Here is a 21,712-nt window from a genome sequence, read left to right as displayed (position 1 = left end):
CCCTATACAAACATTTGCTGCAACAAGCCTTTTTTCCATTGTTTGGCCTGTTCAATTTGCTGTGAAGTTACTTCAATTTTTTGATCAATAGCAGAAAGGAAGTTAGCTATTTTTGTTTGTTCTTCAAGACAAGGATATGGAAGTTTAATTTCAAAGAAACCATCCTTACTTACATTTAGGAGCCCATCCATACGAGCTGAACTAGAGATCAATAACCTTAAATACCTATCTAAATAATGAAATTCAAACAATTTCGAGTAAAATTTTTCATGGACTAAATTTTGTTTTTTTGATCTGAAGCTAATAAATACATTCGGTACAGCAATGTCATAAGTCAACTCATTCAAATATACACAACCGTATTTGTAAGTTTTGGAATTCCCTTTGTTATAGGAGAAATCATTAGGTTTAAGTACAATATAGTTACTATTTTGCTTCCCCGAGATATCTCTACCAAATTTATTTGCTTGACTAACAAAGCCTTTACCCGCTGTTATACTGTACGTTTCAATATCTCTATCTGCTACTTTGTTTCTTACCTCATCAAATAAGTCACTTATTTTTTTACTTTCCCATTTCCCAAACTCACTTCCATCATCCGCTTTGAAACGTATCTGCTGACTAAACAGCTTTTGCATCATGCCTTGTTTGTATTGGCTGAGAAGTTGGTGTTTTTGTGTCAGTTGACTGATTTTTTCATCTATGGCAGAAAGAAAAGAGGCAATTTTTGTTTGTTCTTGTAGGAAAGGGACGTCAATTTTTGTAGATGCAATTTCCTTTTGTCCAATGGTTGTCATGGTGGCTGTTTTACCACCTTGAATTAACTGTTTACGCACTTTAGAGGTTTTCAAACCGTAATTTAAAAATATTGAGTTTATTTGCTCTAAGTTTGGACTTAATTTAATTAGGTGTCCGTCATACGTAATATCGTTACTACTCCCCAAATACACATTAGAGTAGGCAATTCCTTCTTTTACTAATGAGGAACGAGTGAAAAAAATATCACCATATTTAACTTTATTTCTTTCAAATTCTTGTTTGCTGAGATCAAGTAAGGAAAGTCTAGATTCATCAATATCTCTGTCGATATACATGTCTAAGACATTGATTAACTTGTAACCTTTACCTACTTTATTTTGATCATTGAATACACCATTGTTTAGTGTTTTATCTGAGGATAAATCTAATAGACTGAAACTCTTCCAATCCCCATCAAATTCTTTGAATCTTAACGCTGGTGCAGACATTACTTCACCTCCGCAAAAGGTGAATCAATGCCAAGCTCTTTGCAAAATTCAGCAATCACTTTATCGGTATTCTGGCTTTGCTGCTCAAGGTCTTTGAGTTGTTGAGCAATGGCATTCAGATCAATTTCATCTTCAGCTTCAAAAGTATCAACATAGCGTGGAATATTCAGATTGTAGTCATTGTCTTTGACTTCTTGCAACGTAGCGACTTTGGCATATTTCTCGATGTTCTGACGCTGTGTAAAGGCATCAATAATCTTATCCAAATGCTCAGGCAGTAACTTGTTTTGGTTCTTCTGTTTGTCAAAGTCATTGCTAGCATCGATAAACAGAATATCACCTGTATGGGTACGATTTTTCTTGAGCACCAAGATACAGGTTGGAATAGATGTGCCATAGAAGATGTTGGCAGGTAAACCAATGATGGTATCTACCACATTCATTTTCTCAATCAGATACTGACGAATCACACCTTCACTTGAACCGCGGAACAATACACCATGCGGAAGGACAACAGCCATTGTGCCTTGCTCATCCAATTGATGAAGCATGTGCTGAACAAAAGCCATATCTGCTTTTGAACTTGGGGCTAACTTACCATAACGGCTGAAACGCTCATCTTGTAAGTAAATAGGATCTGCTGACCATTTTGCAGAGAAAGGAGGGTTAGCCACTACTGCATCAAAGCGCATATCGATATGCTGAGGACGTGTCAGTGTATCTTCTTGCTTGATATCAAACTTGGCAAAATGCACATCATGTAAAATCATGTTCATACGTGCCAAGTTATAGGTGGTGCGGTTCATCTCTTGACCAAAGATCATATCTACGTCTTTGACTTCACGTTTAACACGTAATAGTAAAGAACCTGAACCACAGGTCGGATCATATACAGAACGTAAGCGATCTTTGCCTTGTGTGACAATTTTGGCAAGGAGAGTAGATACAGTTTGAGGGGTATAGAATTCACCTGCTTTTTTACCTGCACCAGAAGCAAATTCACCAATCAGGTATTCATAAGCATCACCCAAAACATCAGATTCTGAGTTACTCAAGTCAAAATCAATATTGTCCAGATGAGTGAGTACTTTGCTGATTAACTCATTACGGTCATTGGCGTTGTTACCCAACTTAGTTGAGTTGATATCAAGGTCTTCAAACAGGTTAGCAAAGTCATCTTCAGACTCAGCACCTAATGTACTACGTTCAATCGCTCTTAGTGTTTCGGCCAAGTCATCCAGAATAAATTGATTTTGACGGCCACGTTCTGCAAGGCTATGAAAAAGTTGGCTAGGAGATAGGGCATAACCCACTTCATCTACCGAGTTTTCTTTGATGCCTTCGATCAGTTCTGCATGGTCAGGATTGCTTTCATCCAATTCATTGTACTTTTCCACCATGCCTTCATCTTTCAGAAGCTCATTAGCAAAGGTAATTGCTTTTTCAGACAGATATTTGAAGAAAATGAAACCAAGGATGTAGTCACGAAACTCATCAGCACCCATTTTTCCACGTAAATCATTGGCAATATTCCAAAGCTGTCTTTGTAGTTGTTGCAATTGAACCTGGGTCATCTTGAACCTTATTAAAATATGAAGCAAATTGTGGTTAGTTTACCGATAAATACTATTTTTATCATGTAATAAAAGGAGTATTGCGACAGACTTTGGCGTAGATATCCTATTATATTTATCTACTATTTTTGATCTCGGATGTTATTTAGTTTTCTGCAAGGGGAGTAATTTAGATGTTCCAATAAGATAGCTTTTGTGATCTGGTTGAACTTTGGATAGGCTTTGTTGCACATAGATTTAAAAGATAACACTCTGCTCATTTGAACAGAATTCAAATGACAACTTGGGTATGAGGACGACCTAATTCTGTAAATTTGTTCAATACGGCTATGCGTGCATGAATCTCATTCACCTGACTAGAAAAACTCCTTGCTGTTAATTTATCACCTAATAGTTTGATGCAATGCATCTTGGTTTCAACTAAACTTCGACGATGATAACCAGACCATTTTTTCCAAAGCGTTCTTCCTAAACGTTTAACTGTTTTCAGTAACTCATTCCGCTCTAAAGATCTCAATTTCTGATCTTTCCATGGTTTTGCATTTTTTCTTGGCGGAATGAGCGCATGTGCATCTCGATCTAGAATGACTTGTCTGCAGTGCTTCGTGTCATAAGCACCATCGGTATAGACCGAATCAATTCGTTCATCTAAGGGAATTTGAGCAAGTAAATCACCGAGTACTTGCGAATCGCTCACATTATTTGTAGTAAGCTGTACTGCACGTATTTGCAAGGTTTCAGCATCGATGCCAATATGAAGCTTACGCCATTGGCGACGATATTCAGGTCCATGTTTCTTACGTTTCCACTCACCTTCACCTAGAAACTTTAAGCCAGTTGAGTCGACGAGTAGATGTAGCCCATCACTACTTTTTTGATAGCTAATCGCAATATCAATATGTTTTTGTCTTCGACAAAGCGTACTGTAATCTGGTGCGGTCCAATTTAATCCACAAAGTTTAATCAGACTTTGAACAAAACCTGTGACCATGCGTAAAGAGAGTCTAAATAAAGATTTGATCATTAAACAGCATTGAATAGCCGTATCGGAGTAAGTTTGATTTCGACCTTGCTTGTTTTGTGGTTGTGCATACCACTGAGTGTTTGGATCAAACCAAATGGAAATGTTGCCCCGATTAATGAGAGCGCGATTATAGGAAGACCAGTTGGTTGTACGATAAGTTTTAGGAGTAGGTTTATTCATTTTGAAATTATAGGACTGAATAAACCTTATAGGCTAGGTTTGTGCAACAAAGCCGTTCGACAACGCGATTGTATTGGGCTGCCTTATTTTGTTTATTGACAGCCTTACGAAGAATGACAAGCGAATGAACCTCAAATAATTAGGTTTATGTTTACTTAAAATGTAAAGTGATTTAGAGGGCGTTAACAATACTGCGAATAATAGCTGGATCTAGTTCTGTACCGTCATCCATAGCCCATCGAACAAAACTACTGCCTTCCAATAAACTTAAAATCTGAAAAGCTTTTTGGTGTGTGTCACCTTTAGAAGATAATTCACTGCATGCAACTCCTTCATCAATAATTTTTTTAATCCACTTTAATTGGATCTCAAAATATTGGCGAGTCAGCACTTGTAACTTATCTGGTAATGCGGCCATTTCAGCTGCAAGCGCACCACATAAGGGCAGCATTCCATCTGACATTGCTGCTCTAAAAAGAGAAGCGAATGCGCATAGACGGCCAAAGGCATTCGGAAAATCTTGCTCTATTCTCTCGAAGTCTAGAATAGACTGCTGTATATATGACTCGATAATGACTGCACCAAGATCTTCTTTTTTTGGAAAATGGTGATGAATACTCGCTTTTTTGATTCCGACCACTTTTTCCAAATCAGCATAACTAAATGCAGCATAGCCTTTAGACCGTAACATATACTCAGCCGATTTAATTAATGATGCTCTGGTATCAATAGACATAATGGCTTTTACCTGTACGAAAATATGAGGGGGAGCATACTATGATATCACTGATAGTAAAGAAACCTCAGCTAGTACGTATGCTCCCTTATTACTTTACTTTTGAACGACTACAAGCTTAGGTTTCATGCGAATTGCACGTGATAAATTCGCAAAATTCGGAGATGTTTGAATCACTGCATTGTGAATCTCTTCTAGCTGCTCAGGCGTAGCATCCGCATCAATAAAAACGCTATATTCTATTTCATCATATCCTGGGTTAACTGTTTCATCTAGACCGAGAAAACCACGTAAATCAAGTTCACCAGTCGTGTTGATTTCTAATTTATTAACAGTGATTCCTTTTGATGCCGCAATTGCAACATATCCAACAGTCATACAAGCATTAAGAGCTGCCATTAACAGTTCTTGTGGATTCGGTGCTGTATCAGTTCCTAATATATCAGTTGGTTCATCTGCGGCAATATGGAAATTACGCTCGTATGTTTTTCCACAAAGTTCATAGGACTTAATCGTTGAAACAGAACGTGTTTGACCTGCCCAGCGAGTTTCTACATTAAAGCTAGCTTTTGATGTATTAGGGTTTTGGCTAACGCCCTCCGCAAACTGTTGGAAAGCATCTACATCAATACCGTTGATTGTATTTTTCATATGAAAATATCTCTATATTTGAATTTAGATAACTTGGGTAAATGAATAACCCAAGTGAGTACAGTTGTATAAAAATCAAGCCCTATGATTTATAACTCGTCATAAGCGTCTAAGGTTCTTGCCGAGTAGACATAGGCTGCTCCAGCATTTAAAGCAATTGCAGTTCCCAATGCAGCAGCGACTTCTTCTTTTGTTGCCCCAGCTTTTTTTGCAGCAGCAGCATGAGCCGTTAAACAACCATCACAGCGAGTCGTTACTGCGACTGCTAAAGAAATCAATTCATGTGTTTTTGCATCCAATACTTTGTTTTCTCGTGTCGCAACTTCTAAGTTGTGAAACGCATTAGCGACAGGTTTATTTGTTTTTGCAAAGTTACCTACGCTTTTAACAAGTGCAGATAATTTGTTAGTCCATTCACCATTCATTTTCAGTACCTCTACAATTTTTAAGCGTTATTTACCAAGTTTTCGTGATGCCATGACACCACCATCTACATCCCAAATTGAACCAGTCACCCAAGATGTTTTATCCGAAAGGAGAAATACAATAGTTTCTGCGACATCACGTGGAGTTCCATTTCTTCCTAATGGATGAAAACTATTGAAATCCTGCAAAGCACTATCTAGTTGATCACTAGGGATAAATCGTTCAAAAATACGAGTTTCTACCATGCCAGGGCTCACAGCGTTTACTCGAATGCCATGTTCAGCAAGTTCTGCTGCAACATGCCGAGTCATAGCCTCTAATCCCATTTTTGCCATTGAATAAGCCGATGCCGTAACAGTTTCAATAGCCTGACGTGCAGCAACGGCAGTTACATTTACAATCGATCCAGTTTTATTCTGCGCAACTATTGATGCTGCAACTTGTTGAGTAATAAAGAAGAAAGCGCGATTCAAATCGAGGAAATTGTTATAGTCACTCAATGAGTGGTCTAGGAAACTTTTAGGGTAAAAAATTCCAGCTGAGTTAACTAATAAGTTAATGTCTTTATGTTCACTATTTAATTTGCTAATTAGATTTTGAACGCTATCAAAATTTGATAAATCAGCTGTTAGTGCAAAAACTTGATCTTCACTTGTTATAGCAACTAATTGTTTACGCGCTGCTTCGGCTTTATCTGCACGATTCCCGACGATGACGACTGTACCGCCTTGTTCAGCGACTTTCTGTGCTGTTTCTAAACCAATGCCACTCGTACCACCAATGACAAGAAGTTTCTGACCTTTAAATTGTTGTTCACTCATGGAAAACCTCAATAATTGATTATTTAATTCAATCTACCTACTAGTTGGTTTGTAGATTATATAGACTAATTCCAAATGTCAAGCACCACTTGAAATTAATCTGAATAAATCATTCGGGATGGCTGTTGGAATTTGTTAGACAAAGTGAGCCTATTGTTTCTTGATCAATATCTTCAAAACCGTTTGAATCTAATTTCATTAGCTCTTCTAACGCGTTTTGATAATCCGTTAAGGGCTTTACGCCTACGATACGTTGAATTAATTGTCCATCTTTAAACATGAGTACAGAAGGTAAACCCCATATTTCATAACGATTTGCTAAAACTGGTGATTGATCAACATTGACCACTCCAACAGTTACATTACTCTCTATATGTTCTGCAAATTCATTAAATAAATTTTCACTACTATGGCAAGGCGGGCACCAAGGTGCGTGAAAACGTACCACAGCCAAACCTTCTTTCCATCCAATGTTGTGGAAGTTATCTTCATTAAAGGGAAGTAATTTACGCATTTTAGGGTTTCCTTTTTTCGCTGATAGATATCGAACACTAAATAAGTTAAATAATATTTAATCGATTTTGAGTATGAATAAGTAAAACTCAGGAATAAAATATTAAAAATACTATTGCCTACCTATTAGTTGGTTGATATAGTGTCACTATCTTATCTGTTGCGCAATAGGGATAACAAAATACGAATTTTTCTATCTTTTAGAAACAGGTTATCGACCTGTGTCATTCATTGTCAGATTGATGAGTGTGGTCAAAGAAATTGCTTAAATTATTTGTAAATCTTTCTTGAGGTATATGATGAATAAATTATTCACTCCCCATAATTTGGCGGATATTCAATTAAAAAACCGTGTAGTAATGGCACCAATGACCCGTACTCGGACATTAAATGATGTGGCAGATGAGCTAGTTGCACTTTATTACTCTCAACGAGCTTCAGCGGGTCTAATCATTACTGAGGGTTTACCTGTATCAGAAGAAGGGCGTGGTTATTTATATACCCCAGGTTTATATAATGAAGCGCAAATGCATGGATGGCGCAAAGTTACAGATGCAGTGCATGCAAAAGGTGGACGTATTTTTGCTCAACTTTGGCATGTGGGACGAATGTCACATGTTTCAGTGCTACCTGAAAATCAAGCACCAGTATCATCTGGAACTATTCCAGCAACTAACACTACAGTATTTGCGTATTCTGATTCTGGAGAACCTAGTGCGGTTACACCAAGCATTCCTAGAGCACTAGAAACTGAAGAAGTTAAACGTGTCACTAAAGATTTTGTTAAATCTGCACGTCTGGCTATAGAGGCTGGTTTTGATGGCGTAGAAATTATGGCCGCAAATGGATTTATCTTTGATCAGTTCCTCAGTACTGAATTAAATAACCGTACCGATGAATATGGTGGCTCTGTTGAAAATCGCCAACGTTTCCTTTTTGAAACGATCGATGCTATCTCGCAAGAAATTGGTAATGATAAAGTTGCTGTACGTCTTTCACCATTTGGACGTATTTATGACCTTGCAGCTTATGAAGGGGAAGCTGACACGTGGAAAAATATTGCATTGGCTCTTGGGCAACGTGAATTAGCATACGTTCATTTGTACTATCAACCTACTTATGAAACAGCACCTATTGAAGCTGAGAGTTTTAAAACTTTATTCCGTAAAGTTTTTCAGGGCACGATTATTGCCGCAGGAGGTTTTAATCGACAAAGTGCCGAAGCTGCCTTGGAAAAAGGTGACGTTGATTTAATTGCTTTCGGTGTTCCGTATATTGCTAACCCAGATTTAGTAGAGCGGATGCAGAATAATTGGCCTTTGGCAGAAAGTGATCGCACAACGTATTACGGTGTGAGTGGTTCTCCAGAAAAAGGATATACAGATTATCCGAATTATGAAGTGAAGTAAGCAGATGATTGCCTAGCCATTTTTATGGCTAGGCTTAAAAGATCTTTGCTCATACAACATCTAATCAAGATTACTGAGGTATTTATGAAAACACTACTCCCACAAATAACCATTGATGTGTGGTCCGATTTTATCTGTCCGTGGTGCTGGATTGCTAAAAAAAGATTTGAAAAAGGATTAGATGCTTTTGAACACAAGGATCATGTGATCGTTCGATATCATAGCTACCGCCTTGCTAATAAGTATGTGCCTGAACCATTTAAAGCAGCATTGTATAAAAAGTTTGGAGGAAAAAATGGTGCAGAAGCGATGATGAGCCAAGTAAAGAGTGCAGGTGAGTCGGAAGGACTAATCTATAACTTTGATACTATGCTTTTTGGCGATACTTTAGATGCACATGCCGTAGTAAAGCTAGCACAGCAAAAAGGTTTAGGTGAGATACTTGCTGAAAAGTTATTCATGGCAAGTGTAACAGAAGGTCGGTCTATATTTGATCGTAAGGAGTTGGTTGAACTTGCTACTGAAATAGGCTTATCCCGTGAGGAAACGGAAAGTGTCTTTAGCAATGATTTGTTTAAACAAGGTGTTCTACAAGATGAAGCAAACGCACATGCAATAGGTGCTAGTGGCGTTCCACTTTTTGTTATAAACAATAAATATTCAATCAGTGGTGCTCAATCTGTAGAAACCTTTCTAAGTGTTTTAGAGCAGGTATGGACAGAAAAGCAGAGCGAAATAACGGCTACTGAAGGTCAAAGCTGCGGTATTGATGGTTGTAGCATTTAGTTTTTATAATTAATAAGCGTTGATAGGAATGTAATTGAGTTATCTACCATCAACGCATTTTTACTTAATTATCAAATGAAGTTAAAGATGATCAACTGTTTGACTAAATCCTTGCTAGTATTTAGATGAAAATTTAATTTAATGAATGGTTTATACTAATTCTTTGTTTAATAAATTTTTTAATTGATGTTAACGTTATGCCGAATCGGCTTTTGAGTCTGTGAGTTTATTTTGCTTGGAATTACTGATCTAACAACTTTTATTATTGGCACGACTTTAATTGTATTATTACCTGGGCCAAACTCACTTTATGTCATGTCTATTGCATCACGTTACGGTATTAAAACTGGTTATTTAGCAGCCTTTGGGGTTTTTAGTGGTGATTTAATTTTAATTATTCTTACCATTTTAGGTGCAGCGTCGTTATTGCATGCTTTTCCGTGGTTATTTACTGTTTTAAAGCTTATAGGAGCGCTATATTTAGGTTACCTTGGCGTAAAACTCTTGATTGCTGCTTATCGAACTTGGCATCCACAACCTCAAATTTCTAAATTGATAGCCAATCAATCTACTAAAAATGAAAGTATCAAGCCATATCAAACGGCCTTGTTAATTAGCCTAATTAATCCAAAAGCAATTTTATTTTACTTATCCTTTTTTCTACAATTTGTGGATCCAAATTATCCTTATCCATCACTCAGTTTCACTATTCTTGCGATTGTCTTACAAATCATAAGTATGAGCTATTTATCTCTATTAATTTTTTCAGGTGTAAAATTAGCCAGCTACTTTAATCATCGTTATAAAATTACTGCAATCAGTGTGGCATCTATTGGTTTGTTATTTTGTGGATTTGGAGTAAAACTTGCAACTACAGGTCTCTAAAAATGTGCCGTATTACTTTGGTATGATTTTTAGTGATTGGCTTTAAATATTTTAAGCTATATTGTACTTGTACAGGGCTTTGTTGCACAAAGATTTGAAATGCAAAGCGCCCCTAATTGAGCCAAATTTAAGGCGTAACTTGGGTAAGTGGTCGACCTAATTCCGTAAATCTGTTAAGGACTGCTACACGTGCATGGATCTCATTCACTTGGCTATCAAAACTCCTTGCACTGAGTTTATCTCCTAATAATTTGATGCAATGCATCTTAGTTTCAACCAAACTTCGACGATGATAGCCTGACCATTTTTTCCATAGTGTCCTGCCTAAACGTTTAATTGTTCGAAGTAATTCATTTCGCTCTAGCGAGCTACTCTTTGTATCTTTCCATGGTTTCGCATTTTTTCTAGGTGGAATCACCGCATGCCCTTGCCGATCTGCAATGACCTGACGGCATTGCTTGGTGTCATAAGCTCCATCGGTATAAACAGAGTCAATCCGCTCATCTTGTGGAATCTGATTAAGTAAATCACCAAGCACCTGTGAATCACTGACATTATTGGTTGTAAGCTGAACTGCTCGTATTTGCAGGGTTTTGGCATCTATACCAATATGTAGTTTACGCCATTGGCGACGATATTCAGGTCCATGTTTCTTGCGCTTCCATTCGCCCTCACCTAGAAACTTCATGCCTGTAGAGTCCATGAGTAGATGCAGCCCATCGCTACTTTTTTGGTAGCTGATTACAATATCAATATGCTTTTGTCTTCTACAAAGCGTGGTGTAATCTGGAGCTATCCAATTTAATCCGCAAAGTTTAATCAGACTTTGCACAAAGCCAGTGACCATACGTAAAGACAGACGAAATAAGGATTTAATCATTAAGCAGCATTGGATGGCTGCGTCGGAGTAGGTTTGATTTCGCCCTTGTTTGCCTTTTGATGGCGCATACCATTGCGTAGCAGGATCAAACCAAATGGCAATATTTCCGCGACTCATGAGTGCTCGGTTATATGCGGGCCAATTGGTTGTGCGGTAGATTTTGTGTGTAGGCTTCTTCATTTGAAAATTATATCGCTGAAAAAGCCTTTACAGATAGGTTTGTGCAACAAAGCCTCTATGAACTTAAAGTAACATGTTCTAAATTTAACATAATGGCGGTTTTACGAAATTAAAAAATCCTAGACTCAAATCTAGGGTTTAAATTTAAAAAAATACATAAAAATTAATAACATGGTATTAATATTGTCCCATTGTAATTTGTTTCAATTCTAATGAATTATGAAACTCAAAATGTAAATAATTATCAAATATTTTGTATTTAAGCCAACTGTTACTTTCTCTTTCGGGGGTTCCAAATAAATTAGCTACAGATTGCATCGTACTTTTGTGATTAATACCTGTGATCAGATTTTCTAAAAATGGGTATGGGTAATATTCTTCATTCTCTTTGACGTAGATGAAAATGGTATCTAGTATCTGATGTTCATTAAACCTGAACGTAATACCTCTCTTAAAAAATTGCCAATAGGATAGCTTTTCTCCACCAAAATTAGTCTCTAATGAGTCAAACTCACTTGCAACAAGAATAACTGCTTTCAAAATATCTGAACTTGACTCTTTAGTTCCAAGACAAGATAAAAAAACCTCTACATCACCTGAAAAATTCACTTATGACATACCTAAATCAAAATTTTCTTTATCCTTTGGTTTTTATCATATTAAAAATGAAATCTCTGATTCAAAGTTAAAATTTTCAAAAGCTGTATCCATTTAACATAAATCTCTTATACGAATTCTAGCCCTGCATAGGGCGGGCTAGATATAGCGATTAGACCCAATTCTCTAGCTTCAGACCATCAATTCGTTCAAATTCTTTTGTATTGTTCGTAACTAATACAACATCCAATGCCAAAGCATGAGCAGCGATCAGCATATCTAAGCTGCCAATCGGTTTACCTGTAGATTGAAGATTCTGGCGTAATTTGGCGTAATGCCAAATCGCCTGTTCATCGTAAGGAAGAATCTCTAAAGGTGACAAAAACTTGTTTAACGCCTGTTTATTGCGTTCAGATCCAGACTTCTCTACACCAAAAGCCAGCTCAGATGCCGTGATACTCGAAATCGCAAGCTGGCCGAGTTGATATTGCTTAAAGCGCTCAAAAACTTGTTGAGGCTTATTGTTGATGACATAGATACAAATATTTGTGTCTAAGAGGTAAATCATCTGAACTCCTCACGGAGCTGTTCGCCTTGATCAGCTCGCTCCAATTGGAATCCAACCTCAAACTCATTTATTGCTTCTAACATGACATCCCAAGGATTGTCGATGGGCATGAGTAATACACCACGACCGAAGCTTTTGATGGCCACTTCCGTGCCATTAAAGCGAAAGGCTTTAGGCAAGCGAACAGCCTGACTGCGACCAGTTTGAAATACTTTCGCAATTTCCATAATTACCTCCCGAAACCAAGATATATATCATTGATATATATCTTAACATTAAATCTTGTAAAGTCAAAGTGAAATTAAAATCATAAGGCAATAAAAAAGCCCGACATCCTGTCGGGCTTTTTCATATCGGGGTGCTCGTCTTACTGATCTCGTGCTGCCCATTCCTTGCGCTATTTTCTTATTCTTGTTTTCTGGAAACATCCAGTGCCCTTATGTATTCATCATAGGGCTAATGCTTTGGATTACCAATCCTCAAAAATCTTAAATTCATGTAAGTTTTAGCTTACAAAGTTGGCCTATTTTATCCCAAGAGTTGTCCGCAGAAATTGGGGATTATTTATGAACTGTGACCCTTGAGAAATCAGGAAAAAATGCAAAAACGAATGTTTTTTGATCAATTTTATTGGCTAAAAGTTACAGTTTTGCTTAAAAAGAAACCGACTTGTTTCCAAGTCGGTTGAACGAGAACGTTCCAGAGGGTATGAATAACGATAAGATACTGATCTTAAAGTAATATTAAAAACACTGTTATTCACCAATTAAAATGTCTATGCGATAAACCATTTAAAATGTCCTGTTTTTAACCACAAGAGTCAAGCACAGGATTTAAATTTCTTTGTTCAATAACAGCTTTCTGAGCTTTACGACTCGGCATACTTTTCTTGGCCCGGGAACGTTTATTTTGTTTTTCCAATACTTCATGTTGCTGTTGAATATGCGCCAGGACTGAACCTAACCGTTTATTCTCAACAATCTCATTTTGCTGCAGCCCAGCCAATTTATTGAAGATGCTGTAGTTGAGCTTTCGTCCTTCATGCATGAGGGCCAAAGTGCCATCCGGATACTCCAGAATTGAAATGTATTGCCCAGCAAGCTTATGATTCAGCTCTGTCGGTTCAAGTATATAAATACATTTATCATACGTGATGGTTAGGTTCTTCGTGACCTTACGCGGTTCCTGCCAGGTAAAAATATCATCCAGTTCAAGATTAGATTCGGTTAGGGGTAGATGTAAATTCTTCGAGTTTCTCGCACACTTGGCAAATTTCTGATTGAAGTGCTCAATGAAGCAGGGTAGCCATGCATTGGCTTCGGCAATTGAACTGATGCCTTCCAAACGCATCTCCTTGATCAACCGGTCTTGAAGGGTTCTATTCGCGCGTTCTACGCGACCTTTAGCCTGTGGTGAGTTGGCAAAGATAATATCAATGTTTAACTCATTCAGAATCCGGCCAAATTGCGTGATCTGGCTGTTTAGGCTAGATTTTTGGTTCACTCGGAAGACCTAATGTTTGTCGCTATAAAAGGCCAGATGTTTGCCGTATTGTTCAATGTAGGCTCGGGTTGAAAGCATATAGTCAAAGGTCGTTTCGGCCTCACAAAAGCGCAGATGCAACAGCTTTCCAGTAGCATCATCGATATAAACCAGCAAGCAGCACTTAGCAGCGCGTCCTTCGAACCAGTCATGATATGAGCCATCAATCTGGATTAGCTCACCGAAGCAATCCCGGTTATAGTGTGGCTGATATGGACGTTTAAGGCGCTTGGATCGAGGAATCCAGAGGTCATTTGCCGTCATCCACCGCCGAAGCGTTTCTACCGGGATATCTAGGGCAAACATGCTGCTGAGCTTCTCATGCGCCAAGGTGGGTCCAAATCCAAGCAGATGTTCAGAAATAATAGAAAAAATTTCGATTTTAATAAATCATCATGGCGACGATGACCTGGTTGACCACGACTGGCATGTATCAGGCCTGAAACACCATCTTGCTTTAGCTTGTGCAATAATCGGGTTATTTGACGGGTTGAAAGATTAAGAATTTCTGCAGCACGGACTTGGTTAATACGTTGATCTCGAACGTCTTGCAGAACAGCAAGACGTTGAATTTCTTTGTCAGACATAGTGATCAGCATCTATATTTCATATCCAGTCTATGATGTTTAAACCATCATAAACTAGACATTTTTATTGGTGAGAATATAGACATTTCTATTTTGGAGTTACACTTAGTGTTATTCCTAAGTAGAAATGTCCTACCTAATAACCAAATAGAAATGTCCTATATGGACATTTCCAAGTCAAGCACAGGATTTAGATTTCGTTCTTGAATTGCTGTTTTCTGTGCACGTCTGCTTGGCATCTTTTGAGAACGATTACGTTTGTTTTGCTGTTCCAGTTCTTCATGCTGTTGTTGGATATGATTCAGAACAGCACCCAACCGTTTATTCTCAACAATCTCTCGCTGATTCAGCTGACTTAATTTATCGAAGAGGCTGTAATTGATCTTTCGGCTATTATGCATGATGGCTACAGTACCATCCGGGTATTCAAGGAACTAAAGATACTTACCGATCAACCTTTTATTTTCTTCGGTATTTTCCAGTAAATATACGCATTTATCATAAGTAATCGTCAGGCTGTTCGTGACTCTGCGGGGTTCACGCCAGGTAAAAACATCATCTAACTCTTCGGCTGTTTCAGTGACAGTCCGGTGTAGATCCTTGGGATTAAAGGCCATATTGGCAAATTTACGATTAAATTGCTCGATAAAGCAGGGCAGCCAGGCATTCGCTTGCTCAATCGAACAGATGCCTTCCAGGCGCATTTCTTTAATCAGACGGTCCTGAAGCGTTCTATTCGCCCGTTCTACACGGCCTTTGGCTTGTGGTGAATTGGCGAAGATGATATCGATATTGAGGGTACTGAGTACGCGTCCAAACTGGGTAATCTTGGTGTCTTTCTTGCTGCTTTGATTCACCCTGAAGACTGAATGTTTATCACTGTAAAACGCCAACGGCTTACCATGCTGCTCAACATACAAACGTGTTGAAATCATATAGTCAAATGCTGATTCCGACTCACAGAAGCGTAAATGCTGTAATTTTCCTGTGGCATCATCGATAAATACCAGCAGACAGCACTTAGCAGCGCGTCCTTCAAACCAGTCATGGTGTGAGCCATCGATTTGAATCAGTTCACCATAACAATCTCGGTTATAACGAGGCTGATACGGGCGTTTCAGGCGCTTGGCGCGAGGAATCCACAGATCGGCTGCAATCATCCAGGAACGCAGTGTTTCCACTGAAATATCGAATCCATGAACAGTGGTGAGCTTTTCATGCGCTAAAGTGGGTCCGAAACCATGCAGTTGATCCGAAACAATATTGAGGCACTTGAGTCTGAGCTCTTCAGGAAGCCTGGAATTGCTGATTTGGCCACGTGCAGCATGTGCTAATGCAGCTGGGCCTTGAGCTTTGTATTTTTGCAATAAACGTCTGATCTGACGTTCTGAAATATGAAGTAGCTGAGTAGCCTGGGATTGAGTTATGCGTTGATCGCAGATTTCCTGCAAGACCGACAATCGTTTAAGTTCTTTATCCGACATAGACACCAACATATCAAACCGTCCGCTAAGGAAATTGCAGAAGTGCATATTGTAAAAGCGGACATTTCTATTTTGGAGTTACAAAACCCTGTTATTCACCAATTAAAATGTCTATGCGATAAACCATTTAAAATGTCCTGTTTTTAACCACAAGAGTCAAGCACAGGATTTAAATTTCTTTGTCCAATAACAGCTTTCTGAGCTTTACGGCTCGGCATACTTTTCTTGGCACGGGAACGTTTATTCTGTTTCTCCAATTCTTCATGTTGTTGCTGGATATGCGCCAGGACTGAACCTAACCGTTTATTCTCAACAATCTCATTTTGCTGCAGCCCAGCCAATTTATTGAAGATGCTGTAGTTGAGCTTTCGTCCTTCATGCATGAGGGCCACAGTGCCATCCGGATACTCCAGAAATGAAACGTATTGCCCAGCAAGCTTATGATTCAGCTCTGTCGGTTCAAGCAGATAAATACATTTGTCATAGGTAATCGTCAGGTTCTTGGTGACCTTACGCGGTTCCTGCCAGGTAAAAATATCATCCAGTTCAAGATCAGATTCGGTTAATGGTCGATGCAGGTTCTTTGAGTTTCGCGCACATTTGGCGAACTTCTGATTGAACTGCTCAATAAAGCAGGGCAACCAGGCATTTGCTTCTGCAATCGAACAGATGCCTTCCAGGCGCATCTCCTTGATCAAACGGTCCTGAAGGGTTCTATTCGCTCGCTCTACGCGACCTTTGGCCTGGGGTGAATTGGCGAAGATAATATCAATGTTTAACTCATTCAGAATCCGCCCAAATTGCGTGATCTGGCTGTCTTGCCTGGATTTCTGGTTGACTCTAAATACCGAGTGTTTATCGCTATAAAAGGCCAAGGGCTTGCCGTATTGCTCAATGTAGGCTCGGGTTGAAAGCATATAGTCAAAGGTCGTTTCAGCCTCACAAAAGCGTAGATGCAACAGCTTGCCGGTAGCATCATCGATATAAACCAGCAAACAGCATTTGGTGGCTCTTCCTTCAAACCAGTCATGATATGAGCCATCAATCTGGATCAGCTCACCGAAGCAATCACGGTTATAGCGTGGCTGGTATGGGCGTTTTAGACGTTTGGATCGCGGAATCCAAAGGTCATTTGCAGTCATCCAGCGCCGAACCGTTTCTACCGGGATATTCAGGTCAAACATGCTGCTGAGCTTCTCATGCGCCAAGGTAGGTCCAAAGCCCAGCAGATGTTCAGAAATAATGGAAAGACATTGCGATTTTAATAAATCGTCATGGCGATGATGGCCCGGTTGACCACGACTGGCATGCGTCATGCCTGAAACACCATCTTGATTGAGCTTCTGCAATAACCGGGTAATTTGACGGGTGGAAAGATTCAGGATTTCAGCAGCACGGACTTGGGTAATACGATGATCTCGAACGTCTTGCAGAACTGCAAGACGTTGAATTTCTTTGTCAGACATAGTGATCAGCATCTATATTTTATATCCAGTCCATGGTGATAAAAACCATCATAAACCAGACATTTTTATTGGTGAGAATATAGACACTTTAAATGGGTTGATGTGGTTCTAGGATTTTAGACCACGCCTATAAGTGATAATCTACTCCCCAATAAGCATGGGAAATGCTTGTTTTTGGAGTCAACCATGACACGAAGAAAACGTCGTAATCATTCAGCAGAGTTTAAAGTTAAAGTTGCTCTCGCAGCAATTAAAGGCGACCACACACTCGCTGAACTTTCTACTCAATTCGATTTACATCAAAACCAAATCATCGATTGGAAAAATCAACTGCTTGAGCAATCAGTCAATATTTTTTCACGACCAACAGCACAACAAGAACCAGAGATTGACCTCAAAGCTCTACATGCCAAGATAGGACATCAGGCATTGCAAATTGATTTTTTAGAAGGTGCGCTCAGAAAAATAGGGCAGCTGAGCGGCAAAAAATGATCGATAAGACCCATCAACTTTCGGTACGACAACAATCGCAATTGATTCAAATCAATCGCAGTACGTTGTATTACAAGCCCAAAGAGATTTCATCAACTGATTTGAGTTGGATGCGTCTAATCGATGAAATTCATCTCGACTACCCATTTATGGGCAGTCGAATGATACGAGATATGCTACAGCGTCAAGGACATCAAATAGGTCGGCGTAAAGTCCGACGTTTAATGCGCTTGATGGGAATACATGCCTTGTATCCAAAACCCAATACCAGTAAGCCTAATCTTGCACACCGTATTTTCCCATATCTGTTGAAAAACATGGTCATCGATCACTCTAATCAAGTCTGGTGTACAGATATAACGTACATTCCTATGGCTAAAGGCTTTGTCTATCTGTGTGCTGCAATTATAGATTGGCATAGTCGTAAAGTACTGGCTCATCGAGTATCGATCAGTATGGAAACAGACTTTTGCATAGATGCGTTGCAAGAAGCAATTGTGAAATATGGTTGTCCTGAGGTGTTCAATACAGACCAAGGCAGTCAATTCACAAGCGAGGCATTTTTGAATGAGTTAAAATTGCGAAATATCCGTATCAGTATGGATGGGAAAGGACGATGGATGGATAATGTGATGATTGAGCGTTTATGGCGCAGCGTGAAGCATGAGGAAGTCTATTTGAAGGCTTACGATACGGTTAAACAAGCGAAACAATCAATTGCTGAATATTTGGGTTTTTATAACATGATACGTCCTCATTCAAGTTTGAATAAGGCAACACCGAATGAATTTTATGATCAACATTTACTAAAAGTAATGGCAGCATAATTTAAATATTTAGAGCGGATTTATCACTTATAAAACTGAATTGAGTGGTCTAATTAACGGAACCACATTAGGTTCTAACAAACCCATTTCGTATAAGAGATTTTATGTTAAGTGTATTTTTATATCTATAAAAAACTTTCCATATAAATGATTTATATGAAATATATGTGATAATTTGAATCTTAAAAGTATCAGAGAAGATAAAATGGGAAAAAGTCTAAATTTAGCAAATTCAATTTTCGCAGGCTTTAATGATAAAAACGGATTAATGATTTGTGGTTATGAATGGGGTGAAGAATCACAAAGTAAGGGGCAAGAAGTTATAATAGATATGACTAAAGAATGTACCTTTTCTAATAAATCATTGCGATATGGTGATGTTGCTAAGACATGGATTAAATACGATAAAAGAATTAGAACTTGGTTTTCTATGTGGGGGCATCCTCTAAATGAGGAAGGCTTAGGCGATGCTTTCGACAAAATGATTGTACAAACTAATTGGGCTGTAGAATCAAAAAAATCTCGTTCTGCAATTCCTTTCTACAAACAAGATGAAAATGTTGATAATTTTATAGCACATATAGAAGAACTTAGACCTAAAGTAATTCTGTTTATGGGAAGTGAGCTTTTAACTAAGGTACTAAAATTTTATAAAGTAAGGGATAAATTCACTCCAATTATGGGCAATGAAATTGAAAAATTGCAAACATTAAGAATGCCTGATTATCATGGCTCATTGGCTTATATCAATAAATTTGAAAACTGCACTGTAGTTGGGTTGCCACATCCTTCTAGTGGTCGTGGAATTACAAATGAGTATATTGAATTCTGTGGATCTGAATTAAATCCTATTATTTCTCAATTTAAAAAAGATCGCGGTATTGCATAAAATTTATGAAAAAAGTCCATCTCATCCAAGCAGATATAACAGCTTTTGCTGTACATGCCATCGTTAACTCAGCAAATAAATCTTTGCTTGGTGGTGGGGGACTTGATTATGTGATTCATAAAAAAGCTGGACCATTGATGAAAGAAGAATGTGTTCGTCTAAATCAAGAAAAAGGTGGATGCCCTACAGGTCAAGCAGAAGTAACAACAGCAGGTAATCTGCCTGCTAAATACCTTATTCATGCGGTTGGACCACGATGGTTAGATGGCGAACACAATGAGCCACAATTGCTTTGTGATGCTTATAGTAATGCACTATTCAAAGCTAATGAAATTCATGCACTCACTGTTTCTTTTCCATGTATTAGTACAGGTGTTTATGGTTTTCCACCTCAAAAGGCTGCTGAAATTGCGATTGGCACCATACTCTCTATGTTGCCTCAATATGATCATGTTGCAGAAGTATTTTTTATCTGCCGAGAGGATGAAAATTATTTAATTTATAAGAATATTTTATCGAATATCGATGATCCAAATATTCAGATTCTGATTTCTTAGTTTAAATTATCGAAAGCTCGTATAAGAATTCAGCCACAATTTTGGCTAACAATTCATGTTCTTCTTGTGATTCAACAATATCGACCATCAAATCATCTAAACCTGTTTGTTCCTGAATGGTAACACCTTGAATTTCTAGATAAGTCAGCATTACAGCTAAACCAGTTCTTTTATTACCATCAACAAAAGCATGACCTTTTGAGATAGCAATACCAAACCATGCTGCGATCTCAAAAATGTCGCTTACATTGCTGTAATACATCTGCTGATCTATACGGCTTAATACGCTTTCTAGCTTTTCAATATGACAGCCTGTTCGCCCCACGCCAGTTTGTAATAGGATCTCATCATGTACAGCGATCACGAATGTTGAGCTAATCAAACTCATTTATAAGCAAGCTCTTGAAGTTCTGCTTTATGCTGCTTAATAACTCGTTTAGCACTGTGCATCACAACACGTTTTGTTGCTTCATCATTGCTAAATTGAATTGGTAATACTTGACCTGAAACCTTTTGGCGATTTGAAACTTGATCAAGGCTATAGTCTTTTAAACGCTTTCTCATCTTCATACCCCTATTAAAAGAGAATTTCATTTTAGCCTAAATTAAACAATTAAGTACGATAGTGAGGATCTTTTCTTGGAATAGCATTTTCTGAATCTATATCAAAGAAATCATAAATTTTAGTGGCTGTTACTGTGTTAAATAATTTTTTGTCCATATACACGATTGCTTTTCCTTTATTTGCGTCGAAAATTACCCTACCCCTTGGAATCTGTTCATATTCATAATGACGTAGTTCTGGGTATACACTTTGCATATTTTTCCAATAATCGACATGTGTATATGGACTATCAATTAAGCCTATTGAATCTGCATCATTTAAATTGAATGGATGAGCTATGCCGATAACTTGCTTTTGCAAAAACCAAAAAATTCCTATTTTCATTTTTCATCAACTGATTAATTTCCCTAAAATTAACATAATACACCTTATACGAAATTCGTTATAATTCTCTTTAGAAATCAATGCTGTAGTTTCTAGTTGATAGCCCATCTTCCCCAAGGTGGGCTTTTTTATGATTTTTCACGTTCCACGCTTATTATTTAATCAAAAGACCTCTTGCGAAAGTATAGTTTATCTAATTTTTGAATTGGCTAAAACCTCATAAAATATAGCTTTTGGCTGCTTAAAATTTGACTAACGCAAGAATTCTAAAGTTTCTCAACTTTGATTAGCTCAAATAAATACCATTTCTATTTTTCTAGGTCTCTTTAAATCACGAATTATGTAACTATAGAGTATAGCTTAAAGTTACATACTTGAGTACAGAGTGTGTTCTTATTCATAAAGTAGGCCCCCTCATTTGTTTAGATTAAGCAGTCAAGCT

At 38.1% G+C, this 21,712-nt stretch carries 22 protein-coding genes and 2 pseudogenes; 6 read left to right on the top strand and 18 right to left on the bottom strand.

Going from position 1 to position 21,712, the window contains the following annotated elements:
* Window positions 1-2: 2 nt before the first annotated feature.
* From AC4CUZ_RS18950 to AC4CUZ_RS18915, 8 genes are all read right to left on the bottom strand, one after another.
* Complete coding sequence (locus AC4CUZ_RS18950; protein WP_490748100.1) at window positions 3-1,247, bottom strand: restriction endonuclease subunit S; 1,245 nt, start codon at window positions 1,245-1,247, stop codon at window positions 3-5.
* Entirely contained in the window at window positions 1,247-2,821 is a 1,575-nt protein-coding gene (locus AC4CUZ_RS18945; protein WP_490748098.1) for a type I restriction-modification system subunit M, read from the bottom strand. Before AC4CUZ_RS18945 ends, AC4CUZ_RS18950 begins: the two co-directional genes overlap by 1 nt.
* Before the next feature lie 271 nt (window positions 2,822-3,092).
* A complete protein-coding gene (locus tag AC4CUZ_RS18940) occupies window positions 3,093-4,025 on the bottom strand; it encodes an IS5-like element ISAha2 family transposase (protein ID WP_004758956.1) in 933 nt (310 codons plus the stop codon).
* A gap of 172 nt (window positions 4,026-4,197) precedes the next feature.
* The gene (locus AC4CUZ_RS18935) at window positions 4,198-4,761 is read right to left on the bottom strand and encodes a TetR/AcrR family transcriptional regulator (RefSeq protein WP_025095519.1); all 564 of its coding nucleotides are present in this window, start codon (window positions 4,759-4,761) and stop codon (window positions 4,198-4,200) included.
* A 96-nt stretch (window positions 4,762-4,857) separates the two neighbouring features.
* Window positions 4,858-5,412, bottom strand: a complete 555-nt coding sequence (locus AC4CUZ_RS18930) for an OsmC family protein (protein ID WP_034120175.1) — start codon at window positions 5,410-5,412, stop codon at window positions 4,858-4,860.
* Between the two features lie 89 nt (window positions 5,413-5,501).
* Window positions 5,502-5,837: a carboxymuconolactone decarboxylase family protein gene (locus AC4CUZ_RS18925; RefSeq protein WP_025095517.1), complete on the bottom strand. Its 336-nt coding sequence runs from the start codon at window positions 5,835-5,837 to the stop codon at window positions 5,502-5,504.
* Window positions 5,838-5,864: 27 nt separating this feature from the next.
* Complete coding sequence (locus AC4CUZ_RS18920; RefSeq protein ID WP_025095516.1) at window positions 5,865-6,659, bottom strand: SDR family NAD(P)-dependent oxidoreductase; 795 nt, start codon at window positions 6,657-6,659, stop codon at window positions 5,865-5,867.
* A 109-nt stretch (window positions 6,660-6,768) separates the two neighbouring features.
* On the bottom strand, window positions 6,769-7,173 hold the full coding sequence (locus AC4CUZ_RS18915) for a thioredoxin family protein (protein WP_025095515.1): 405 nt from the start codon (window positions 7,171-7,173) through the stop codon (window positions 6,769-6,771).
* A 295-nt stretch (window positions 7,174-7,468) separates the two neighbouring features.
* Between AC4CUZ_RS18915 and AC4CUZ_RS18910 the strand changes: the two genes are divergently transcribed.
* The 3 genes from AC4CUZ_RS18910 (at window position 7,469) to leuE (ending at window position 10,252) form a co-directional block, all read left to right on the top strand.
* Complete coding sequence (locus AC4CUZ_RS18910) at window positions 7,469-8,581, top strand: alkene reductase (protein WP_228132313.1); 1,113 nt, start codon at window positions 7,469-7,471, stop codon at window positions 8,579-8,581.
* An 84-nt stretch (window positions 8,582-8,665) separates the two neighbouring features.
* Window positions 8,666-9,367: a DsbA family oxidoreductase gene (locus AC4CUZ_RS18905; RefSeq protein WP_062034505.1), complete on the top strand. Its 702-nt coding sequence runs from the start codon at window positions 8,666-8,668 to the stop codon at window positions 9,365-9,367.
* A gap of 231 nt (window positions 9,368-9,598) precedes the next feature.
* Entirely contained in the window at window positions 9,599-10,252 is a 654-nt protein-coding gene (leuE, locus tag AC4CUZ_RS18900; protein WP_205667493.1) for a leucine efflux protein LeuE, read from the top strand.
* Between the two features lie 127 nt (window positions 10,253-10,379).
* Here the strand turns inward: leuE and AC4CUZ_RS18895 are convergent, their stop codons facing one another.
* The 7 genes and pseudogenes from AC4CUZ_RS18895 to AC4CUZ_RS18865 all read right to left on the bottom strand — a co-directional run bounded on the left by AC4CUZ_RS18895 (window position 10,380) and on the right by AC4CUZ_RS18865 (window position 17,568).
* Entirely contained in the window at window positions 10,380-11,312 is a 933-nt protein-coding gene (locus AC4CUZ_RS18895; protein WP_081405714.1) for an IS5 family transposase, read from the bottom strand.
* 177 nt (window positions 11,313-11,489) lie between these two features.
* Entirely contained in the window at window positions 11,490-11,921 is a 432-nt protein-coding gene (locus tag AC4CUZ_RS18890) for a DUF6392 family protein (protein ID WP_004763240.1), read from the bottom strand.
* Between the two features lie 160 nt (window positions 11,922-12,081).
* Complete coding sequence (gene vapC, locus AC4CUZ_RS18885; protein WP_000639719.1) at window positions 12,082-12,477, bottom strand: type II toxin-antitoxin system tRNA(fMet)-specific endonuclease VapC; 396 nt, start codon at window positions 12,475-12,477, stop codon at window positions 12,082-12,084.
* Window positions 12,474-12,704 (bottom strand): antitoxin, encoded by a 231-nt coding sequence (locus AC4CUZ_RS18880; protein WP_000401521.1) that lies wholly within the window; start codon window positions 12,702-12,704, stop codon window positions 12,474-12,476. Before AC4CUZ_RS18880 ends, vapC begins: the two co-directional genes overlap by 4 nt.
* Window positions 12,705-13,284: 580 nt before the next feature.
* A pseudogene (locus AC4CUZ_RS18875) lies at window positions 13,285-14,618 on the bottom strand (ISNCY family transposase).
* Window positions 14,619-14,764: 146 nt separating this feature from the next.
* Window positions 14,765-16,090, bottom strand: a pseudogene (locus AC4CUZ_RS18870) (ISNCY family transposase).
* Between the two features lie 143 nt (window positions 16,091-16,233).
* Complete coding sequence (locus AC4CUZ_RS18865) at window positions 16,234-17,568, bottom strand: ISNCY family transposase (protein WP_071851543.1); 1,335 nt, start codon at window positions 17,566-17,568, stop codon at window positions 16,234-16,236.
* Between the two features lie 174 nt (window positions 17,569-17,742).
* Between AC4CUZ_RS18865 and AC4CUZ_RS18860 the strand changes: the two genes are divergently transcribed.
* The 3 genes from AC4CUZ_RS18860 (at window position 17,743) to AC4CUZ_RS18850 (ending at window position 20,321) form a co-directional block, all read left to right on the top strand.
* A protein-coding gene (locus AC4CUZ_RS18860) for an IS3-like element ISAcsp5 family transposase (RefSeq protein WP_490748096.1) occupies window positions 17,743-18,875 on the top strand; the annotation gives its coding sequence in 2 pieces (ribosomal slippage) (window positions 17,743-17,995 and window positions 17,995-18,875; 1,134 coding nt in all).
* Between the two features lie 205 nt (window positions 18,876-19,080).
* Window positions 19,081-19,764 (top strand): hypothetical protein, encoded by a 684-nt coding sequence (locus AC4CUZ_RS18855; RefSeq protein WP_016658768.1) that lies wholly within the window; start codon window positions 19,081-19,083, stop codon window positions 19,762-19,764.
* Window positions 19,765-19,769: 5 nt separating this feature from the next.
* Window positions 19,770-20,321 (top strand): macro domain-containing protein, encoded by a 552-nt coding sequence (locus tag AC4CUZ_RS18850; protein WP_016658769.1) that lies wholly within the window; start codon window positions 19,770-19,772, stop codon window positions 20,319-20,321.
* Window position 20,322: 1 nt separating this feature from the next.
* Here AC4CUZ_RS18850 and AC4CUZ_RS18845 read toward each other — a convergent pair whose 3' ends face one another.
* From AC4CUZ_RS18845 to AC4CUZ_RS18835, 3 genes are read right to left on the bottom strand one after another with little or no spacing between them, the layout of a single operon-like run.
* A complete protein-coding gene (locus AC4CUZ_RS18845; protein ID WP_004769969.1) occupies window positions 20,323-20,709 on the bottom strand; it encodes a type II toxin-antitoxin system death-on-curing family toxin in 387 nt (128 codons plus the stop codon).
* On the bottom strand, window positions 20,706-20,885 hold the full coding sequence (locus AC4CUZ_RS18840; protein ID WP_016658770.1) for a hypothetical protein: 180 nt from the start codon (window positions 20,883-20,885) through the stop codon (window positions 20,706-20,708). The genes AC4CUZ_RS18845 and AC4CUZ_RS18840 overlap by 4 nt, the downstream gene beginning before the upstream one ends.
* Before the next feature lie 49 nt (window positions 20,886-20,934).
* Window positions 20,935-21,270: a hypothetical protein gene (locus AC4CUZ_RS18835; protein ID WP_035363642.1), complete on the bottom strand. Its 336-nt coding sequence runs from the start codon at window positions 21,268-21,270 to the stop codon at window positions 20,935-20,937.
* Between the last annotated feature and the right edge of the window lie 442 nt (window positions 21,271-21,712).

Source organism: Acinetobacter sp. 789_lipA, from assembly GCF_058242845.1.
Note: the sequence above shows the minus strand (reverse complement) of the source record. Positions and strands in the feature narration are given on the sequence as shown.